Below are 21,493 nucleotides of genomic sequence, written 5' to 3'. Positions count from 1 at the left end.
ATCGTGCGGATCACAGATACAGCCGTAAAGCGGCCCGTTTTTGCCATCGTAATCAATTTGCTGCTGCTCACCTTTGGTTTAGTGGCCTTTACCATGTTGCCGCTGCGCGAATATCCAGATATCGAAACCCCCATAGTCAGTGTCAGCACCGATTACACCGGCGCGTCTGCCGAAGTGGTTGAAACCAAGATCACTCAGGTACTGGAAAATCGCATTTCAGGCATTGAAGGCATTAAAAGTATCACGTCTTCAAGCCGCAATGGCCGCTCGAACATCACCATTGAATTCAACATAGACCGAAATATTGACGCCGCAGCCAATGACGTGCGAGAACGAGTATCACGTGCACTGGACCGACTCCCCGAGCAGGTCCGCCCACCAGAGGTGTCCAAATCGAACAGCGATGAAAGTCCGATAGCCTGGTTTGTGCTTAATAGTGAGACCATGGATACATTGCAACTCTCCGATTACGCTCAGCGCTTTATCGTTGACAGACTGGCGGTGGTTGATGGTGTTTCAAACGTGCGTATCGGTGGTGAACGTAAATATGCCATGAAGATCTGGCTGGATCGGCGTGCTATGGCAGCCCGGGACATCACCGCCAGCGACATTGAGCAGGTATTGCGTAACGAAAATGTCGAGCTTCCCGCCGGGGAAATTGAGTCTCTGGATCGTGACTTCGCGGTGCGTATTGCACGTAGCTACAAAACTCAGGAAGACTTTGACAACCTGGTGATCAAACGCGGTGCACAGGGCTACCTGGTAAGGCTGGGTGAAGTCGCCGATGTGCGCCTCGAAGCGGCCGATGTGGAAAGCACCTTCCGTGGTAACGGCAAAAACATGATAGGCCTGGGCATTGTCAAACAAGCTAAGGCCAATACCCTGGATGTGGTCGACAATGCCCGCAAAGAGCTGGAAAAAATCAAGCGTAACCTGCCTGAAGGGACCACCATTCAGGACAGCTATGACTCATCGGTGTTTATTCGCGAGTCCATCATCGAAGTGTACCGTACTCTGGGCATAGCCATGGGCCTCGTGGTATTGGTGATATTTCTGTTCCTCGGAAACATTCGCGCCACTCTGATCCCAGCCATCACGGTGCCGATTGCACTGATCGCGACCTTTACCTTCCTATTCGCCATGGGATATTCCATCAATCTACTCACCCTGCTGGCACTGGTACTCGCCATCGGCCTGGTGGTTGATGATGCCATTGTGATGCTGGAAAACATCCATCGCCGGATCGAACTGGGAGAACCCAGATTGCTGGCCGCCTACCGGGGCGCCCGCGAGGTCGGATTTGCTATCATCGCTACCACACTCGTGTTAGTGGCGGTGTTCGTCCCGCTGGTATTTATGGAAGGACGCATTGGAGCCTTGTTTACCGAGTTTGCCTTAGCCGTCAGTGCGGCGGTGATTTTCTCGAGTATCACAGCACTCACCTTGTCACCGGCCTTGTGTTCTAAAGTATTGAAGGCCAGCAATAAAGAAAGCAAATTCTCGCAGTGGATGGACAGACAGTTTAGCCGCCTCGAGTCTGGCTATCGCAATGTGATCAGCGACAACATCACCCGTCGCTATAGCCTGCTGCTGACCCTTGCACTGGCCGGTTTTGCCAGCTTTGCGCTGTTCCAGCAGATCCCCTCAGAACTAACGCCCAAAGAAGACCGCGGCACCTTCTTCATCATGATGAATGGTCCTGAAGGGGCCAGTTATGAAAATAACGCTGCCAATATGGCGGAAATTGAGCAGCGCTTATTGCCTTATGTTGAACAGGAAGAGCTGAGCCGCGTGCTGGTCAGGGTGCCTGGCTGGGGAGGCCGTGGCGGCGTCGCGATTGTGGGCATGCCGGATTGGGACGAACGTAAACGTTCAACCTGGGAAGTCATGGGTGAAATAAGCGGTAAAATGCGTGATGTCACCGATGTGCGCGCCTTTGCCATCATGCGTCGTGGCATAGGTGGTGGGGGTCAGTCTCGTCCCATCGAGTTCGTGTTGCAAGGCAATGACTACGACGAGCTGGTCGACTGGCGGGATCGTATCCTAAAACGTGCACGCACCAACCAGGGCCTGGTCAGACTCGACCACGATTATAAAGAGACCTTTCCACAATTTTTGATCAGTATCGACAAGCTAAAGGCCGCCGATCTGGGCGTCTCAGTCAGTGACATTGGTCGCACGCTTGAAACCATGCTGGGCCAGCGCCGTGTAACCACCTTCATAGATCGCGGTGAGGAATACGATGTGATCCTCAAAGGAACTAAGGCCGATTTAAGCGCCCCCCATGACATTGCTGACATTTATGTTACTTCGCGGAGCGATCAGCTGGTACCACTGGATAGCCTGATCACCATTCGTGAAGAAGCCACAGCCTCTCGCCTGAATCGTTACAATAGAATGCGTGCAATCACCATCACGGCTAACCTGGCACCTGGCTACACGCTGGAGCAGGCGCTGGACTTCCTGAATCAGGTCGCCGCAGAAGAAAATGACATTGACGGAGCCATCGACTACAAGGGCGAATCCCAGCTGTTTTATGAAGGTGCATCGGCCATGACCTATGTCTTTATTTTGGCCCTGACCGTAACTTTCCTGGTGCTGGCTGCGCAGTTTGAAAGCTTTGTTCACCCTCTGGTGATCATGCTGACAGTGCCACTGGGCCTGGTGGGTGCCATGTTTGGTCTGTACGCCACTGACAGCTCACTGAATATTTACAGTCAGATAGGCATTGTCATGCTGATTGGCCTCAGTGCTAAAAATGGTATTCTGATCGTTGAGTTTGCCAACCAGCTAAGAGACAAAGGGGTTGCATTCGAACAGGCCATTATTGATGCTGCTGTACAGCGACTCAGACCCATTATTATGACCTCACTGACGACCGTGATGAGCGCCATCCCACTGGTGCTGGCGTCGGGTCCGGGCTCAGAAAGCCGTATGGTGATCGGGGTAGTGGTATTTGCCGGGGTCAGTGTCGCAACCATCTTAACCCTGTTTGTGATCCCCTGTGCATACAGTATGCTTGCACGCCGTACTCAGTCACCCCAGGCCACCAGCGACAAGCTGCTTGAACAACATGATGCCCACCCTCAAACACAACAGGAACGGGAGATTTAATGATGAATCAGTGTATTACCACCTTTGGTGGAGGCTGTTTTTGGTGTATCGACGCCGCCTTTCGCAGCGTCAAAGGCGTTACGCACGTGGCCTCTGGCTATGCTGGCGGCCACACCGACAACCCCAGCTACGAGCAGATCTGCACCGGCCAAAGCGGTCATGCTGAAGTGGTCCAGATCAGCTTTGATCCTCAGCAGATCGATTTTTCAACTTTATTAGCGATGTTCTTTGCGCTCCATGACCCAACCCAGCTGAATCGTCAGGGCAATGACATTGGCACTCAGTATCGCAGCGTAGTGTTTTATCATTCAGAAGAGCAACGGGCCTTAACTCAGCACTATATTGAGCAATTAACCCCCTCTCTGAGTGCGCCGATAGTAACCGAAGTGACGGCCCATACGCACTTTTACCCGGCAGAACAGTATCATCAGGATTACTACACCAATAACCCCAACCAGGGTTACTGTAGCGTGATGATAGCACCCAAACTAGCCGCATTCGCTGATAAGTTTGCTGAGCATCTCGACTCGTGAGTTCAGTGCTTTAGATCAAAAAAAGGAGGCTAAGCCTCCTTTTTTATGCCCCTTCTATATTAGAAGGTGATCCGGGTGCCCACGTAAATCTGTCTGCCCGGCGGCTCATAAGGCAACAAGGTACCGTCGGCTGTTTTACTGGCCACTGAGGTGAAGTATTCCTTATCAGTCAGGTTTTCCAGTCTCAGAGTCAGTGCAACGGGCTCAAGCAATTGATAATTGGCACTGAGATTAAAGACAGTGTAAGACGGCAGATCGGTATCAAAGTAGCTGATCGACGGACGCTTATCACGATATTGCATCGCCAGTCTCACATCCAGCTTATCCCACTGCTTAGACAGGACATAGTTAAACGCTTTGCCAGGACGACGAGGCAAGTCTTCGCGCTTTTCTTTGTCTCTGGCATTCAGCAAAGTCAGATTGGCTGCATGCTCCAGGCCCAGCGCTGAAAACTGTGCACTTAGCTCAATTCCTTTCATGTGTGCACGGCCCACATTGGCAGGAATGTACTTGTTTGTTTGCGCGTCAAACTCATTGCTGATCAGGTTATCAATGCGGTTATCGAAGATGGCCACATCATAGCGTACCGAGGCCGTATCCACTGTCATCCCTAACTCATTGTAGGTACCTTCTTCCGGCTTAATTTCGATATTAGGCAGATACCAAGGGCTGTCTTTGACAAACGCATTGGTCAGACTGGGAGCACGAAATGCAGTGCCATGATTTACCCTAAAGGTGACGATATCGGATGCTCTGAAGCCAACATCAGCCGTATACGTATTCGCACGTCCGTGATGTTCATAGTCATCACTGCGCACGACAGCATTCAGTAACCAGCGCTTGTCATCGTAAAAAGCAGCCGCAAACACAGCGGTATTATCACGCTCTGCAATCGAGAATTGCGCGCTTGATGAAGATAAGTCCTCATTCAGGCGACTCACACCGCCCATCAACTGAACAGATGGCGCCATTTTGTAGCGAATGCGGTATTCAATTTCATCCCGCTTGGTGCTGTAAACATCATTAGGGGGAGGTTGTGTGCCCTCTGGTACAACCGACAGGAACTGGGTATTTTCTTCCTGGGCCAGACTGATAGATGCTTCCTGGGTCAATACGTCCGATTGCTTCTGCCACGCCAGCTTAGTGGTGTAATTATCAAACTTGTAGGCATCATTGCCAAATGATGAGTCGTAATCCGCTTCTCCCTCACTGTGCTGTGCATAGAGTGCAAGTTGGCCGTATTGCGCCAGGTCGTAACCCAGTTTAAAGCCCATGTTGGTGTTGTCATAGGCATCACTGTCATGCTCTTTAGAGCGCGGTGCTGCGGGATCTTTGGCTGTCACGTCATAACCATCTGTGCTCTCATAACCAAAGTGATAATGCACTGTCAGCTTATCTGCCTCAAATTGGCCAGCCAACTGAGCGCCGCCATAGTTACGGCTGCCCGAAGTCAGTGCCAGTTGATGGCCCTTCTGTTCACGGGTAATGATGTTGATCACCCCGGCGACTGCGTCAGAGCCATAAATGGCCGCACGTGCGCCTTTGAGTACTTCAATGCGCTCAATGCTGTTTACCGGAATATTCGTAAAAGACACATCACCCGAGTTGGCGTCACTGATCCGCACACCATCCACCAACACTAAGGTATATTTAGTAGCAGCACCACGTACGAAGACACTGGTCTTCTGGCCATAACCACCGCTGCGCACCACATCAATGCCTGCTAAATTGTTAAGCAAGGTGGGCACATCACGCACATTAGCACGCTCAATTTCAGCACGCTCAACCACCGCCACAGAGGTCAATGTATCCACACTGGCTTGTTCAAACTTGTTCGCTGTAATCGTGATATGTTCAATGTCTTGCGCAGACAACACAGAGAAAGGCAGCACGGCCAGCATGGCCGTGGTTAAAGTAGATTTTTTAAACATGGGTTCCCCTGATCCACGCCCACCGCGTGAATTACAACTATTGAGTGTGCTTCAGGGCCGGTTTCCGGACTTACTTATCACAACCTCTTAGTTACGATAAGTTCACCGTTGCGGGGGCAGTGCCGGACTAATGCCTGTTCCTGTGGCATGCACCAGCTTCCCGATTATTCAGATCTTTAAGAGGCTCCAGGCTCCTGATCTGACACCCTGAAAAATTGGCGCTATTGTCGGAGATCTGAGGATAAAAAGCAACGGACGTCTAGCATGCTAAACACGTTTATTGTTCTTTAGCATGCTAAACACAAGAAGGGTTCAACTTACGTGATTAATCCCGGAAGTTTTTAAACTGGAAAGGCTGACCAAGCTCGGCACCGCGGATCAACTGCATGGTTTCTTGCAAATCATCACGCTTTTTACCAGTTACACGTACCGTTTCGCCCTGAATTGAAGCCTGCACCTTAATCTTCGAGTCTTTGATGGCCTTGACCACTTTCTTTGCCATATCTTTGTCGATGCCTTGCTTCAGCATCACTTTACGTGACACGTACTTACCCGACTTTTCGACATTTTTAAGCTCAAAACTGGCAACGTCCAGACCACGTTTTGCGGCTTTCCCAACCAGCATATCGAACAATTGCATCACCTGCTGTTCAGACTCACTTTTCAGCGTGATCACTTCGTCGTTCAGCTCAAATGAGGCTTCCACACCACGAAAATCAAAACGCGTGCTCAGTTCACGATCGGCGTTATCAACGGTGTTTCTCGCCTCAGTCATATCAATTTCAGACACAATGTCAAAAGAAGGCATATCTAGCTCCTGGATAATGTTTTTCCGGATTATAGCAACCCAAGGGCCACGGCGCGACTACCCTCTGAACACGCGTTTGATAATTCGGAACGGAATTGCCCAGCTTCATCCCATTTTCAGATTTCAATGATATACTGGATTTTTCAACCCTAATGATTTGGAAGTATTTGTGGCGCGTCGACTTTATCAATGCCTGTTATTACTCTCTTTAGCTGTGTGCACTTTTTTGTTTGCCAAAGAGATCCAAACCAATCAAATTGTTAGATTTGAACACGCCGATAAAGTCGCCCACTTTGGGGTGTTTTTCATACTGGCGTTTTTCTCTCACCATGCGTTTCGCTTTAAGATCTGGTTTCATCTCGTGCTGCTAACGCTCTACGGTGCAGGCATTGAGTGGATGCAGGACTCACTCCCCTATCGCCAAGCCTCCTGGGGAGATTTTATTGCCGATCTTGCGGGCGCTGTCAGCTACTTTGTCGGCTATTGGATTTATTGTCGCAAAACAGGCAAATCCTATGGCTGAGCTGTTTATTGTCGGCAAGGGGGCTGTTGGTCTGTTACTTGCCGAAAAACTGGCAAACACCCACCAGGTTACCCTGATCACCCGAACGCCCACTGAGGCGGTATTTTTCCAAACACATCTACAGCGCCAGCAACTGGCCGTTAAATGCGTGACCTGGCAAGCTCTGGCGCTACAACAAACGCCTGTTTCACTGTGTATTATTCCGGTTAAATCCTATCAGCTTACTGACGCCTTCGTGTCACTGACACCTCACCTTACCCAGGATGCCAATGTCATTTTGAGCCACAACGGGATCCAGGCGCTGACGCCTATCACCGATATACTTGACGCCCGGCAGGGATTGTTTTTTCTTTCTACCAGTATGGGTGGGTGGAAACCTGACAGCACCACCGTTGAATATACCGGCCCTGGCAAAAGCCTGTTTGGGCCCTGTAATCCAGTGGCACAAAAGCGCGCGCAAAGGGTGTTTAAAGATCTTGTTGAACCTGCAATACAAGATGCAGAGCTGGCCTATGATATTCAGCTGTTGCGATGGCAAAAGCTATGTGTCAACTTGGCCATCAATCCACTCAGCGCCCTTACCGGACTCAAAAATGGACGTCTGCGTGCACCTTGCTACGCCAGTCAGATATTGTCTGTGCTAAACGAAGCCTGCACTGTTGCCAATCGCATTGGTGTACCGCTGAAACTCAGCGAAGAGCTGGCCCGCGCTTATCAGGTCATGACACTAACCGCAGACAACTTTTCTTCGATGGCTCAGGATGTCAGTAACCACAGACGCACGGAAATTGATGCTATGTGTGGCTATGTCACCGAGCTGGCAAAACAATTAGGGATCACAGCCCCGCACAATGCTCGCCTGCTCAAGCAGGTACAGTCACTATACCCCATCAATAATTCGTATTAAGTGCTTCTACAGTGCGCAATTTTCACAACTTTATTCTGTAAAAAGTCACCGGAGCGCCCAAAAAGCCCCCCAGACGCATAAAATTAAAATTTTTAGAGAATGATTTTTATTTAGATTTTCTGCAGTTTTTACAACAATCGTCTGTCATGATGCGCTGTCACTTTATGCACACCCAGGCTGACAGCGCACGTTAAGCGATAAAATGACACATTTGTCACGCTACACACCATGCATGAATTATTCAGTGTCAAATGATGCGTGTGAATAAAAAGCATGTAAATGGTTCGATAATGGAGACTAATTTAGTATCTGGCCAAGCTATGGACACGGTAAACATGAAATATTTTTTCTTATCGATTAGACAAAAGTCTATTCTAAAACGCCTGCCCCAACCTGAATAATCACCCGAAAAAACACACTATTTATTCACCCATTCAATCAGCATTCGAAACAGAATGCGCAATTCAAAGGTTTATAAAATGTAAACAACAAGAAAACACAGTATAAACCGTACTTAATATTGGGAAATTTTTTTGCTACCATGCCCGCGATTTCAACAGCCTTTACTTTACTCAAGAAGGATTTAATATGAACTCAAAGGTTTGGTTGCCGCTGTGCAGTGCTATTATTTTGAGTGGCTGTAATAGCATTTCTCAACAAGCACCTGTGCAATCTCTTGCTCAAGAGACAGACGCTCTAAAAAAATCAGTCATATTTATTCATGGTGCGCATTCGAAAGGAACCGCCTGGTCAACAGTACAATCTCAACTGACAAAACAGGGGATCAACAACTATGTCGTTGACTTACCCGGGCGCAAAACCACCATAGATCCTAAATCCATCACCTTAGATCATGCAGCTCAAAGTTTGTGCACAGATTTACGGTCGTATCCCCAGCCACTGGCACTGGTTGCACATAGCCAAGGCGGTGCCGTGGTCCACAAAGCCATCACGCTATGCAGTGATGTCAATATCAGCGACATCGTCTACGTCAGCGCCGTTGCACCGATAGAAGGCGCAAAGCCTTTTGCCTTGCTAAGCAAACAGGACGAAGACCAATATTTTTCCGGTATCACGTATGAAGATGGCTGGATGAAGATTTCCGACAAGTCAGCCTATTTATCTGCGTTCACTGAAACGCACAGCAAAACCCAGCAACAATTTGTACTGGACAACTCAGTCGATGAGCCAGCCATCACCGGAGATGGCAAAGTGATGCTGAGCAAAAGCACGCTGGTCCCCATTAACAAAGCCTATGTTTTTGCCACTCAGGACAAAATTATTTCCCTGTCCTCGCAAAAGAAAATTGCTGAATCCATCGGTATTACGCAGACCTATAGCCTGGATTCCGGCCATTTGCCGATGCTCACCAAACCACTTGAACTGGCTGAAGTCATCACTCAGGCCTTGCAACTTTAAACACGCAAACAAGGATTGAAAAGTATGCAAAAAGGTATTTCAAACAATATTCCCGATCCAATGGTTGTGCACAATAGCGTGCGGGCATTGCAAGACAACAGCCTTGCCTCGCAACCGACTGTGACCATCATTGGTGCCGGTGTCGCAGGCCTCAGCGCGGCCTATGAGCTGCTCAGACTGGGGGCAAAAGTCACTCTGTTAGAAGCCGACCCCAGTCACATTGGCGGACGTGTCAGAACACTGCGAGAGTCTGACAAGTTATACGCGGAGCTGGGCGCAATGCGGATCCCGACTGAGCATCACCTGACTCGTCATTACATCCGTGAAATGGGACTGAAAATGCGCCATTTCGTTCAGGAAAATGACAAGACCTTTGCCATGATCCGAGGTCAAAAAGTCCCCCGTAGTGAAGCTGGGTTCGAGCAGTTAAAACAGCATTTTGCCCTCAGTCCGGCAGAGCAAAAAATGTCTGCTGACAACATGTGGGAAATCGCGGTCACTGAGGTCCTCAATTCACTCAGTAGTGATGAAAAAAAGGCGCTTTATAACAGAACGTTAGATAGCGAAAGGCTCAAAGCACTGGATGACATGTCATTAAAAGACGCGTTCGTTGCAGCCGGCTTAAGCCTCGATGCACTGGAATATGTCAGCGCCATTTATGGCGTATCCACACTGATGCAAACGTCCTTTTCTGAGCACCTCAGGGAAGAGCTGGAGCGCGTCTGGTTTGATGGCTTCGACGAAGTCATTGGGGGCACCGACTTACTGCCTCGCAAGCTGTTCGAAAAGATCCAGCATGGCGTGCAGTTTAAAGCGGGTGCGCGGGTAATCGCCATAGACAACCAGGCCAGTGGCGTTGCTGTCACTTACCAACTCAGAGATCGCTCTAAACACACACTGCGTTCAGACTTTGCCATTTGTACATTGCCCTTTGGTGTACTCGGCAAAGTAGACTTTAATCAGTCCATCAACCCGCTCAAGTCCCGGGCATTTGCACAGGTCAATTATGACTCGGCGACCAAAGTGCTGATCCGAACGAAAAACCGTTTCTGGGAACTCAACGAAGGCATTTATGGCGGCAGCACCATCTATGATGTGGGCCTGGGCCATACCTGGTTCCCGGCAGACAACGCGCAACGCAAAGACCCACAGGTATCACGCTCTCCGAGTTATTTACTGGCATCTTACACCTGGGGCCAACATGCGCGTCGGGTAGACACTCTGAACAACTTCGAGCTTAAAGAATTTATTTTCACTGAGTTGAAAAAAGTACACCCCTATATCGAACGCGACGATATTTTGAGTGTGCTGCGCTGGAGCTGGACGAACCACACCCATTCAGCAGGCGCTTACGCCTTTTTTAACCCCAGAGATCATCAGGATTATTACGCACTGATGAGTGAGCCTGAACAGCGCTTATGTTTCGCCGGGGAACATTGCTCCCTTTATCACTCATGGATCCAGGGTGCCCTGGTATCGGCGCTGGAAGCCGTCCAGTACATAAGTCAGAAAGCATAATTAAATAAGGAAAGAACATGTCTTACACTGTTGCTGAGTTTATTACGCTCAGACTAAAGCAACTTGGTTGTTACCACGTATTTGGGGTGCCCGGCACCTCATGCTCAGACTTTATTGATAGTCTGGTAGCCGACCCGGATATGCAGTTTGTTAATACAGTCAACGAGCTGGAAGCCGGCTATGCTGCTGATGGTTACGGCAGACAAGGGGCAATCGGTGCGGTATCAGTCGCATATGGTGTTGGTACGCTCAGTATGGCAAACGGTATTGCCAGTGCCCTCACTGAACGCGTACCACTGGCCGTGATCAATGGCGGCCCGACAGACAAGGATCTGCGTCTGGAAGCTGAATATGACGTCCTCTTCTCCCATTCAACCGGATTTGGCAAAACCGACCTGAAAGTGTTTCGCAAGCTGACTCTGGGCGCAGCGGAAATCCGCACTCTGGAAGGCGCAGCAGACCGCATCGATCGTTTGTTGATCATGGCCATTGAACGCTCAGGTCCGGTTTACATCGAAATCCCACAGGATCTCTGGAAACAGCCGATTGGTCATTTTTCTCCTAATCTGGCTTACAGTCCGAAGCGCTTTAAGCGAGGTGCACGGCCATTCACACAAGCCGTTGCCGACAAACTTGCTCAGGCAAGCAACCCGGTCGTCCTGTTAGGGGCAGAGCTGGTGCGTTTTGGCCTGATCGATGAGGCCATGCGATTTGTTGAAGCACAAAACTTGCCGTTTTATACCACTTTACTGTCCAAATCCCTGGTCAGTGAGTCTCATCCGCTGTTCTGCGGCGTGTATGATAGCGATCTGGCACCTTCTACTGTAACCCAGGGCGTTGAATCGTCAGATTGCGTCATTGCACTCGGATGTTTATTCGGCATTGATCATCGCTACATGGTCACCTCACTGGGCGACAAGCTGCTTCGTGTTGCATTCAACAAAGCCATGATAGGGACCGAGGTGTTGCCAAAACTGTCACTGGGCGCCTCTTTAGAGTCACTGAACCAGCTGCCTGAATTGACTCGCACAGATCGCCAAATCCCTACCGTCGCTGGGCAAACGTATCAGGATCGTCGTGCGCAATGGCAATCCAAACTGGGCGATGACCCTTATAATGGCACGCTCGGTCACGATGGGATCTTTGCTGCGATTGGTGACTTCCTGACAGAGCAACCCGATCCTTATTACATCAGCCTGGACACCTGTCTGGCCAGTTTCCCCGGAGCAGATATTCCGCTACTGGATACCCAATGCTTCCTGTCAAACCCCATTTGGTTGTCAATCGGTCAGGGCACACCCGCCGCAATCGGTGCTTACTTTGCAACTGGCAAACGGCCACTGATAGTGACAGGTGATGGCGGCTTCCAAATGGTGTCGCAAGCCTTCTCGTCATTCGTCCAGAATCAGATACCTGGCATCATAGTGATCATCGACAACGGTTCGTATGCCATTGAGCAGTTCCTGATCGACGGCACTTTCTTTACTGAGCCGAACAAAGCACCGCTGGACTACGTGATGCTCAACGGCTGGAAGTACGAAAACATGCCACATGTTTACAATGGCGGGATCGGTCTCAGAGTCACCAGTTATGATGATCTGCTGGGAGCACTGCGTCACGCGCATGCTCGCCCGGACCAACCCTGCGTCATTGCAGCACAGATCCCAATGAAAGACCTCCCGGCCGAGAACCGTGCTTTCTTAGGTATCTAAACCAATCAGATATTTATTCGTTTAATCGTTTCAAGAGGCGCTTACGCCTCTTCAGCACAAGGGTATAAGGATGACATTGTCGCGGCGTACGTTTTTAAAAAGCAGTTTCGCACTTGCAGGACTGACTGGTTGTCAGGTTGCAGCCTCTCCGTTAGTCAGGGCTTTGTTGAATCAGGAGAATAGCTATCATGCACTCTACCTGGACAAAAACCGGCTGACTGAATTGCTGCCCATTCTGGCTCAGCAATTACACCTTTATCAGGATGCCGAGATCCATACACAGGCGATCCAATGTATCGCGCAATTAGACAGTGAGCACGCCATCTATACGCGCCTTAATGAACTGGTGACGCAGGACTCAATGAACCTGAGCCTGATCAACATGCATCGCTATCAGGATCGTCAAACCCAGTGTATTGAGTCACTACAGGATCTCATCACAGCAGCACCGGTAAATGGCTACATTAGTTTTGGCTTACCCAACAGCAGCTTTGATCCCATTGCTCAGTTGCCACAGGTGAGCGGCACTAAATTAACCGTGACCCGGACTATGCCCGCAAATTACAGCCCCATCGCGCGTTCAGATGTGATTAGTATCGCTACGACCACTGAAGTAACTCAACATGCACTGGTGCTAAGCAAAGACACCCATTTGCAACTGGCAGCCATTTATGACGGCCCACACTGTTACAGCCAGGAGATGTTTACCCGGATGATGTCAGGGGTAAGTCGGCAAATGACTTCCGGCGGTCACCTTGCCATGCGCCTCTATGACGTACAAAAACCGGTGCAACAACACTTTGCGGCAGTGCTGAATGACTGGACCAATCTGTTTGAAGGGCAACCCTGGCAGCAAGCTGCGGCGCAGCGGGCACGACTATTATCTGCGACAACATGGCACCGGGAAATGGCGCAATATGGGTTCAAACTGGCCGACATGCATACGCTGAACTCGCACCAGGCGCTTCCTGAATACCTGGCTCTCTATCAAAAGGTTTCTTAATCTATGAAAAATCAGCAACACACCACTGTGTCCAGGCGTTCCTTTTTAAAAGGGACCGGACTGGGACTGGGCGCGCTGGCAACCAGCGCGCCAACTTTTGCCTGGCAAAACACCATTGATGTGCATCAGGGCGTCGTCGCCACGGCCACACTGAAAAATGCCGGCTTGCAAGAACAAGCACATATGCAAGATCAATACATGGCATTGGCAGACACGCTGGATTTGCCGATCCGAACAGGACATCAGGTTTTGATAGTCCTGGGCGTCGTGTCGGATAAACCATTTCCTTACAGCGTCGACAGTAAACTCCTGCATGCAAGCCTGAAGCACCTGCTGGCACAAGGGGTGAAGGCGCAGCAAATCACCATTGCTTATCGCAGTGAACACGACCTCCAACCGACCTCGTCACTGATGGTCTCAGCAAGTAAAGCACTGGGCAAGGCATTTAAACCAGAGCATTTTGTTAATACCCTGGGTAATACGCACTGGGAGACATTGACGCTCCCACAGGCTTTGCCTGATCTACACGTCTTGCGCAGCGCAAAACATGCCGATCATATTGTGTATCTGGGCCAACTGACCGATCAACATGGTCAGCCTGTCATACCTGAGCATGCCATTGCACAAACCCTGTTGGCTGCCGATGGACTGGCCCATTACGCCGGGCAACTGGATGATGTCACCAAAATCTCCGTGCTAAACCGCGCAGTGTTTGCCAAAGTCAGGCTAGTGGCGAACAACGCAACGCGATTTATCACAACCACAGATACTGCACAGTGCGAGGAAAAATGTGTCCATCCGGGGATCCTGAATATCTCTAATGATATGACCAGTCAGGCAGTGTTCGCGCGCCATTACCTCAGTGCGCTACACGATGAGACACAGGTCACAGCGCGTACTGCCCAGTCACTAGTCTGGATGCAACAAGGCAGCAGCCGTGATCCTTTAACTATCCGGCTGGTTGAATCAGCTCTGAGCCGTTCCGGTGTGGCGTTGAAAAAAATAACGCTGGGATAAAATATGGTGTGGCTGAGCACACTTACTCAGCCACAGCTGTGGGAGTAACCCTTATGGGCGGTATACTCTGACGTTGGCAAAGCCATTTTCGTGCAGGATCAGGGCCTGCAACTGGCTCATCACGCCTTTGTTACAATAAAGGTAGTAATCTTTATCCTGTGGTAAATCGCCAAACTTTGTCGCCAGGCGGAAAAATGGCAGGTGGATCACTTCAATCCCCTCCAGTTCAAGCGGATCCGCGTCTTCCTCTTCCGGGGAACGAATATCAACCACCACGGCACCCGCAGGCAGCTCGCTGACATTTTCCGCTTCTTTAACCTCTTCTTTAGCCTCTGCCTCAATCTCGCGGATGTCTTTCACGATGGCATTTTCCACTACGGTATCCAGCACCTCAAAGTCGAACTTACTTTCTTCAGCTTCGATTTTTTCAAGCTTGGCTTTAACCGTCGGCTTTTTCGAGATCACACCACAGTACTCAGGCATTGACTCCGCCATTTCGCAAGTACCAATCTGGCGCGCAATACGAATAATCTCTTCTTTATCATATTGGATCAGAGGACGTAAGATCAGCGTTTCGGTGACACGATCAATTACGTTCAGGTTTGCCAGCGTTTGACTCGACACCTGACCAATACACTCACCGGTTACCAGTGCCTGAATACCAAAACGTTCAGCGACAGCTGAACCGGCTCGCATCATCATACGTTTGAGCACGACGCCCATCTGGCTGCTTTCGATGTTCTCCAGGATCTCGGCCACCACCGGCTCAAAGTCCACTGTGATGAAGCGCACCTTGTGCGTTGAGCTGTATTGCTTCCACAAGTAGTGACTCACCTGCTTTACACCAATCTCATGCGCCGCACCACCCAGATTAAAGAACAGGAAATGAGTTCTCGCCCCTTTACGGATCATCTGGTAACTGGCCACACCCGAGTCAAAGCCACCTGACATCAGGGACAATACATCTTCTTGTGTTGGCAGTGGGAAACCACCCATGCCTAAATGTTTGGTTGTAACAATATAAGCGCGATCGCCTTTTACTTCGATTTTAACCGTGACCTCAGGCTTGCGCAGTTGCACCCGTGCACCCTGCACATTCTGGTTCAGACCACCACCGACATATCTTTCTACATCACTGGAGGTAAAGTCGTGATCCCCCTGGCGTTTCACCCGAACGCAAAACGTCTTATTTTCGATTTGCGGGCCCACCAAAGGCAGTGCGGTTTGATAAATGTCGTCCAGCGTTTCAAAAGTGGTTTCCTGCACTTCAAGAAACTGCACTATGCCTGGAATACGGCCCAAACCACTGATAAACGCTTTGCGGATCTTAGGATCTTCGCTGTGCGTGACCACGGTGATGTTGTCCCAGTTATTTTTTACCGTCACTTTTTCGTCAAAGCGGCTCAGCACCAGTTTGATGTTTCGTTCGAGTACCATAGTAAAGCGTTTGCGAACCGATTTACTTTTGATCACGATTTCGGGGTGCAATTTGACGATAAATTTAAACATAGAAGTCACTCTTGGTTTGGACATGAATGCGCAATTGGCGCGCCGACAACGGGCGCGCGATTATAGCAGACTTATTAAAGACTAGGAAATATACAGAGGATAACCAGCTTTTCTGGTCTGTGGAGTCAGGCTATGCTGGGTAAAGATGCATCCGCCATTGTCTGATAATGCTGCTGCAAGTGTTGAATTTTGTCCCGGCTCAGTGAGGTCGCGTAGGGTTTAAACAACATCAGGACCTTTACAATACCATTATAAATATCCTGCTGCTCCAGCACTCCGGTCATTCTGCGCGCTTTAACATAGGGCGTCCAAAAGCTCACCACCATTTTCAACATGTGAGCCAGCTCATTGGCATCTTCATTACTGATCGCGATGACTTCGGCCTCTCGCAGACCAATCACGACCGCTTTTACCTGCTCAAACAATCGCGCCTGAAACGCAATATAGTCTTTTTTAAGGACATCGTCGCGCACCAAAATATCATTGAGGTTATCGTAGAAGAAATGGTAGCGCCACATTAACTCAAACAGCGAGTCAAGGTACTGAGTTAACTGCTCAACAGGCTCATCATGGGCTGCCAATGGCTTAAAGTGGGTACTCAGGTGCTCACTATACAGCGCAAAAATATTACGAATAATGTCTTCTTTATTTTTAAAGTGGTAATACAAATTACCAGGACTGATCCCCATATTAGAAGCGATGTGGTTGGTGGTGATTGTTCGCTCGCCATGTAAATTAAACAAGGCGATACTAGTACGAATAATTTTTTCCTTGGTATTCATATTCGGTTCTCTGATAACACGTAATTAATGAAGCGATATTGACCTTTCGGTTATAACGCCCAGTGAAAATAGCACTAAATAGGAATAACATTAAATTTTCATTTTGAAATCAGACCAGTGATATTGTGCCGTAAGCTTGATAATATAGAGCGAATTTGAACTTTTATGATCCAGACATGCAAGTAACCGCTTTATATCCGGGCACCTTTGATCCGCTAACCAACGGACACGCCGATTTAATCAAACGCGCGGCCAAAATGTTCGACACTGTCATTTTAGCCATTGCACATAACCCAAACAAAAAACCCTGTTTTACGTTGGATGAACGTGTTGCTCTAGCAAAAGAGGTACTTGCGGAGCATGACAACGTTAAAGTCATTGGCTTTACCGGGCTGTTAGTCGACCTTGCCCGTCAGCAACAAGCCAATGTACTTATCCGCGGGATCAGAGCGGTTTCTGATTTTGATTATGAGTTTCAGCTGGCAAACATGAACCGTCGTTTGTTTCCTGAATTGGAAAGTGTGTTTCTGACGCCCTCTGAGAAAAACTCTTTTATCTCTTCCACTTTGGTCAAAGAAGTGGCTTTGCATCATGGTGATGTCAGTGAATTTGTCAGCCCATTGGTGGCTCAAGCTCTAGAGGAAAAGTTACACGGATGAAGCCTTCCTGTTTTATGTTAAGCGGCCTGGCACTTGCCTCAGCGTCTGCATTCTCTTCCCCCTGGATTGATGCCGGGCAAAGCCACCTTAAACACTCGATTGACCTGCTCGTCAGCACTGGCGTTATTCAACGTCCGGTTAACCAATACCCCTTGATGTGGAATGGCCTGGTAGACGATCTGGCCAAAGCCGACCCAAATCAGTTACCCGAAGACGCGCAGTTTGCGCTGCAACACGTAAAGCATGCTCTGGAACAGGCAAAGCAAGACACCCGCTCGGGCCTAGTCACACACTACGGTGATGAGCAAACAATGCCGGCAGGATTTGGTCAGCAAACCCGATCTCGTAGCGGGATTAGCAGTTATGGTCAGATCACAGGCAGTAATGTCAGTGCCCGGGTACAAGTTAACTACGCCGACAACCCGCAAGACGGTAAACATGTCAATCATCATGGCAGCCACCTGGCAGTGCTGCTGGGTGACTGGGCGTTTAGCGCTGAGCGACTTGATTATTGGTGGGGCCCTGGCAATGAAAACGCCTTGTTACTCTCTAACAACGCGGCACCGATGAAAGCACTCCGCATCAGCCGTGCTAATACCAATTACAGCGGCCCAAGCTTTTTATCTTTTATCGGTCCCTGGCAGATCACCGCTATCGCGGCAAAACAACGTCCGCAGTTGGCTGTCGACAACGAAAAAGATTTTTGGGGGATCAGAGTGTCAGCTTTTCCCTTACCGGGGCTGGAAGTCTCCTATGCCACCACAGCCAGTGATTTCGTATACCGAACAGACCCACTGGATGAAACTCAGGATCAACAGCGCCTGAGCAGCATTGATGTCAAATACGCCGCTCGCATCGCGGGCATGCCCGTTGCTTTTTATGGTGAAGTGAGTGGCGACAATGATCAGGGCGCGTTACCCGATAATGGCGCTTTCACCTTGGGAGCTGAAACCTTTTGGGGTACATCGGACTATCGCATAAAATCTTACCTTGAATACAGTGATACCGAAACGGATTGTCAGGCACAGCAAGCCAGTTTTCAGTGTCACTTTGCAACGGCAGGCGAAGGGGCTGATTACCGTGAACGCGATCGCTGGCTGGGAGCACATATGGGCCCACAGGCAACCTCCATTAGCTTAGGTGCAAACTACTACGGTATGGGCGGTTACGGCGGATATGCCAAGATAAAACGGCTAGAATTTGACACCCTCAATATCGACCGGGATTTGCTCCAGGTTGGCTATCAGCAAGGTCTGTTTAACGGCTTGCTAAAACTGGATCTGGCGCACTGGCGTGATAAAGGTGCCACAGGTTCGCACAACGAAACATCAGCATCCGTCAGCTGGGAGTATCGATTCTAAACTTTTACCGCCCGAACTGTTCGGGCGGCACCCACTCTACCCAGATGGATCATACTGCCTTTTGCACCGTATATGGTTGCGGATAAAACAATCGATACAGGGCTAAAAAATCACGATTCGTTATCAGAGCGCCCACCATCACAAAGTCTGCACTGATCACTGTCCAGGAATAGATGTACCACAACAACCAGGGGTCCCTGGTACCCAGCAGATAGGAGTCCACGTACATCATGAAAAACATCGCGGCATTGATGCTGAGCGCCAGCACGCAATAGAAGAAAGCAGGTTGCAGCGGTGCATGTCTGAACCACCTGTAGCGGGCAATAAACAGAGCCACCACGGTCAGGACGTCATAACTCGCCCAGTAGATAAAATCACTGGCAACCATGTCGATAGACATAAAAAGGTCACTCAGACTGTAGGACAGTGACAGGATCAAAGAGGCAGACAGAACTTGCTTGTTTATGTTGATACCCAGTATTGCCAGCCCGGCACTGAGCAAAAAAGCCATATAAAAACCCCAAAGCACCATGGCACCGGTACTTAGGCCAAAATAATCAAATATCATAAATATCGCTGTGTTGTGGTTTGTTCGAACATAGACCAAGTCATTCAATATCAATTTGCTTAATTAAGTGAAATTGGTATAAGACTTCGTTATGTATTTCAAACTCTTATTGTGTGACGTTACTCTAGCAAACACCGCCACACTTTGACCAGCCCCGTGCGAAGACTTTGCGCGTCATGACTAACACAGACCCAGAAATGACAAAAGTGCCCAACAGGGCACTTTCACTGAAGCAGTAACCGTGTACTCAGGCCACAAACTGACAAGGTATGCGTGCAGGTTCCGCAGCCTGTAACATGTATTCCATGGCGACTTCATCGCAGTTGTTTTTGCGCAAGCACAGTTCACAGTCTTTCATGACTTTTTCGGGCAGGCTGTCTTTATTACATCCACTGAATCCTTGCTTGTCAAAAAAACCTGGCACCCGGGTCAGTACAATCACCCGCTTTAACGCCAGGCGTTTGGCTTTGGCCAGCAGGTGCGATACAAGCAGCTGCCCCTGGCCTTTCACAGGGATCGTCGGATCGACGCCCAGGGAGCGGATCTCAGCCAACCCCGTATCGTAAATATAAAGCGATGCGCAGCCGGTGACCTTGCCATCGACTTCAGTCACAGCAAATTCATTGATACTGTGGATCATATCGCTTTTGGCACGAGGCAGGTTTTCGCCTACTTTAGCCCAGTACTGGATCAACCCCGCGATGGCCTCTACATCATTCAAAGAGGCATCACGTACCGTGATTTGCTGTTTTTTTTTCGCTGAGCTGATAGCCGCAGAAACCTGAGTGACTGACGTCCCCCCTTTCGCGCTGCGCGCTGCAATACAGGCATCGAGTTGCAATACCGGATATACATCCTGCTCAATGTGCGTACACACAGACTGAAATTGTGCCAGACTAAGATCTTCAAGGTTTTTTTGTTCACTCAGCGCCAGCTGGACCAGTTGCCCCACGATATGATGACCTTCGCGGAACGGGATCCCTTTCGCAACCAGATAGTCGGCCAGCTCTGTGGCATTAGCATGTCCTCCCTGTGCCGCCTGTTTGGTTTTATCAGCGTTCACTTTCACACTTTCAATACAAGACTGCGCCATATGCAGTGCCGCCAGCCAGGTTGGCATGGCGTCAAACACCCCTTCTTTGTCTTCCTGCATATCCTTGTTATAAGCCAGTGGCAAGGCTTTCAACGTCATCATCATAGCGCTGAAGGCCCCGAACACACGCCCCGTTTTGCCCCGGATAAGCTCTAACGCATCAGGGTTTTTCTTCTGCGGCATTAACGAGGAGCCGGATGTCACATTGTCACCGAGGTCAATAAAGCCCGCCTCGCCGGAATTATAAAAAATCATATCCTCGGCCAGACGTGACAGGTGCAGCATAGAGATCGAGGCACAACTCAACAGCTCCAGGACAAAGTCCCTGTCTGACACGGCATCTAAGCTATTGCGGGTGGCACAGTTGAACTCCAACTCAGCAGCCAGTCGTTCTCTGTCGATGGCATAGGCTGTGCCTGCCAGCGCCCCGCTGCCAAGTGGACATTCATTCAACCGTGTTATGGCATCTTGCAGGCGCGACGTATCGCGCTCCAGCATTTCCACATAGGCCATGCACCAGTGACTGAACAGCACAGGTTGTGCCCGCTGCAAGTGGGTATAACCAGGTAAAATAGTACCCAGCTCACGCTCTGCCAATGCAACGAAAGCCGTTTTTAACATCGTCAGTGCGTCCAGGATTTTGTAACCACTGTCACGGCACCATAAGCGAAAATCGGTGGCCACCTGATCATTACGACTACGGCCCGTGTGCAACTTTTTACCCAGATCGCCGACTTTTTCAATCAGCCGCGCCTCAACATAAGAATGAATGTCCTCATACCCGGCTGTAGCAATAGCATGCGGATCAGCACTGGCTTCCTCGAGTAACGTCTGCAACGCCGCAACCAGTTGGGCATGCTCATCGCCTGTCAGGACCTGAACCTGTTTGAGTGCCCCTGCCCAGGCAATCGAGCCAACAATATCTTGCTCCGCCAGCTGATAATCGAACGGCAAGGAATCATTAAATTGTTTGAAGGCCTCATCCGGCCCAGACGAAAAGCGTCCACCCCACAATGCCATGTTACTTTACTCCTCT

At 49.7% G+C, this 21,493-nt stretch carries 17 protein-coding genes and 1 riboswitch; of the genes, 11 read left to right on the top strand and 6 right to left on the bottom strand.

The window, feature by feature from the left end; all coding sequences use genetic code 11:
• Positions 1-3: 3 nt before the first annotated feature.
• Positions 4-3,114 carry an efflux RND transporter permease subunit gene (locus tag PRUB_RS00990; protein ID WP_010383316.1) on the top strand — a complete coding sequence of 1,037 codons (3,111 nt, stop codon included), beginning with the start codon at positions 4-6 and terminating at the stop codon, positions 3,112-3,114.
• Positions 3,114-3,647: a peptide-methionine (S)-S-oxide reductase MsrA gene (msrA, locus tag PRUB_RS00985; RefSeq protein ID WP_010383318.1), complete on the top strand. Its 534-nt coding sequence runs from the start codon at positions 3,114-3,116 to the stop codon at positions 3,645-3,647. The genes PRUB_RS00990 and msrA overlap by 1 nt, the downstream gene beginning before the upstream one ends.
• Positions 3,648-3,706: 59 nt before the next feature.
• On the opposite strand, the gene PRUB_RS00980 is transcribed toward msrA, so the two are convergent.
• Both PRUB_RS00980 and PRUB_RS00975 read right to left on the bottom strand, forming a co-directional pair.
• Entirely contained in the window at positions 3,707-5,578 is a 1,872-nt protein-coding gene (locus PRUB_RS00980; RefSeq protein ID WP_010383319.1) for a TonB-dependent receptor domain-containing protein, read from the bottom strand.
• Between the two features lie 38 nt (positions 5,579-5,616).
• Positions 5,617-5,798, bottom strand: a riboswitch (cobalamin riboswitch).
• A 105-nt stretch (positions 5,799-5,903) separates the two neighbouring features.
• Complete coding sequence (locus PRUB_RS00975) at positions 5,904-6,386, bottom strand: YajQ family cyclic di-GMP-binding protein (RefSeq protein WP_010383320.1); 483 nt, start codon at positions 6,384-6,386, stop codon at positions 5,904-5,906.
• Between the two features lie 169 nt (positions 6,387-6,555).
• On the opposite strand from PRUB_RS00975, the gene PRUB_RS00970 reads away from it, so the two are divergent.
• The 7 genes from PRUB_RS00970 to PRUB_RS00940 all read left to right on the top strand — a co-directional run bounded on the left by PRUB_RS00970 (position 6,556) and on the right by PRUB_RS00940 (position 14,485).
• Positions 6,556-6,909 carry a VanZ family protein gene (locus tag PRUB_RS00970; RefSeq protein WP_010383321.1) on the top strand — a complete coding sequence of 118 codons (354 nt, stop codon included), beginning with the start codon at positions 6,556-6,558 and terminating at the stop codon, positions 6,907-6,909.
• Positions 6,902-7,816 (top strand): ketopantoate reductase family protein, encoded by a 915-nt coding sequence (locus PRUB_RS00965; RefSeq protein WP_010383322.1) that lies wholly within the window; start codon positions 6,902-6,904, stop codon positions 7,814-7,816. The genes PRUB_RS00970 and PRUB_RS00965 overlap by 8 nt, the downstream gene beginning before the upstream one ends.
• 588 nt (positions 7,817-8,404) lie before the next feature.
• Positions 8,405-9,235 (top strand): alpha/beta hydrolase, encoded by an 831-nt coding sequence (locus PRUB_RS00960; protein WP_010383323.1) that lies wholly within the window; start codon positions 8,405-8,407, stop codon positions 9,233-9,235.
• Positions 9,236-9,259: 24 nt separating this feature from the next.
• A complete protein-coding gene (locus PRUB_RS00955) occupies positions 9,260-10,753 on the top strand; it encodes a flavin monoamine oxidase family protein (protein WP_010383324.1) in 1,494 nt (497 codons plus the stop codon).
• Positions 10,754-10,770: 17 nt separating this feature from the next.
• Positions 10,771-12,465: a thiamine pyrophosphate-binding protein gene (locus PRUB_RS00950; RefSeq protein ID WP_010383325.1), complete on the top strand. Its 1,695-nt coding sequence runs from the start codon at positions 10,771-10,773 to the stop codon at positions 12,463-12,465.
• A 70-nt stretch (positions 12,466-12,535) separates the two neighbouring features.
• Positions 12,536-13,468: a hypothetical protein gene (locus PRUB_RS00945; protein ID WP_010383326.1), complete on the top strand. Its 933-nt coding sequence runs from the start codon at positions 12,536-12,538 to the stop codon at positions 13,466-13,468.
• A 3-nt stretch (positions 13,469-13,471) separates the two neighbouring features.
• A complete protein-coding gene (locus PRUB_RS00940; protein ID WP_010383330.1) occupies positions 13,472-14,485 on the top strand; it encodes a twin-arginine translocation signal domain-containing protein in 1,014 nt (337 codons plus the stop codon).
• A gap of 51 nt (positions 14,486-14,536) precedes the next feature.
• On the opposite strand, the gene thiI is transcribed toward PRUB_RS00940, so the two are convergent.
• Together thiI and PRUB_RS00930 are read right to left on the bottom strand one after the other, a co-directional pair.
• Complete coding sequence (thiI, locus tag PRUB_RS00935; RefSeq protein ID WP_010383332.1) at positions 14,537-15,994, bottom strand: tRNA uracil 4-sulfurtransferase ThiI; 1,458 nt, start codon at positions 15,992-15,994, stop codon at positions 14,537-14,539.
• Positions 15,995-16,119: 125 nt separating this feature from the next.
• Positions 16,120-16,776, bottom strand: coding sequence for a TetR/AcrR family transcriptional regulator (locus PRUB_RS00930; protein WP_010383334.1), 657 nt, complete (start codon positions 16,774-16,776; stop codon positions 16,120-16,122).
• 176 nt (positions 16,777-16,952) lie between these two features.
• Between PRUB_RS00930 and coaD the strand changes: the two genes are divergently transcribed.
• Complete coding sequence (gene coaD, locus PRUB_RS00925; protein ID WP_010383335.1) at positions 16,953-17,435, top strand: pantetheine-phosphate adenylyltransferase; 483 nt, start codon at positions 16,953-16,955, stop codon at positions 17,433-17,435.
• Positions 17,432-18,796 (top strand): capsule assembly Wzi family protein, encoded by a 1,365-nt coding sequence (locus PRUB_RS00920; protein ID WP_010383336.1) that lies wholly within the window; start codon positions 17,432-17,434, stop codon positions 18,794-18,796. Before coaD ends, PRUB_RS00920 begins: the two co-directional genes overlap by 4 nt.
• 49 nt (positions 18,797-18,845) lie before the next feature.
• Here PRUB_RS00920 and PRUB_RS00915 read toward each other — a convergent pair whose 3' ends face one another.
• Both PRUB_RS00915 and argH read right to left on the bottom strand, forming a co-directional pair.
• Entirely contained in the window at positions 18,846-19,364 is a 519-nt protein-coding gene (locus PRUB_RS00915) for a hypothetical protein (RefSeq protein ID WP_052026417.1), read from the bottom strand.
• 247 nt (positions 19,365-19,611) lie between these two features.
• Positions 19,612-21,477 carry an argininosuccinate lyase gene (argH, locus tag PRUB_RS00910; RefSeq protein WP_010383338.1) on the bottom strand — a complete coding sequence of 622 codons (1,866 nt, stop codon included), beginning with the start codon at positions 21,475-21,477 and terminating at the stop codon, positions 19,612-19,614.
• Positions 21,478-21,493 lie beyond the last annotated feature (16 nt).

The organism is Pseudoalteromonas rubra (genome assembly GCF_000238295.3).
Classification (GTDB): Bacteria; Pseudomonadota; Gammaproteobacteria; order Enterobacterales; family Alteromonadaceae; genus Pseudoalteromonas; species Pseudoalteromonas rubra.
Note: the sequence above shows the minus strand (reverse complement) of the source record. Positions and strands in the feature narration are given on the sequence as shown.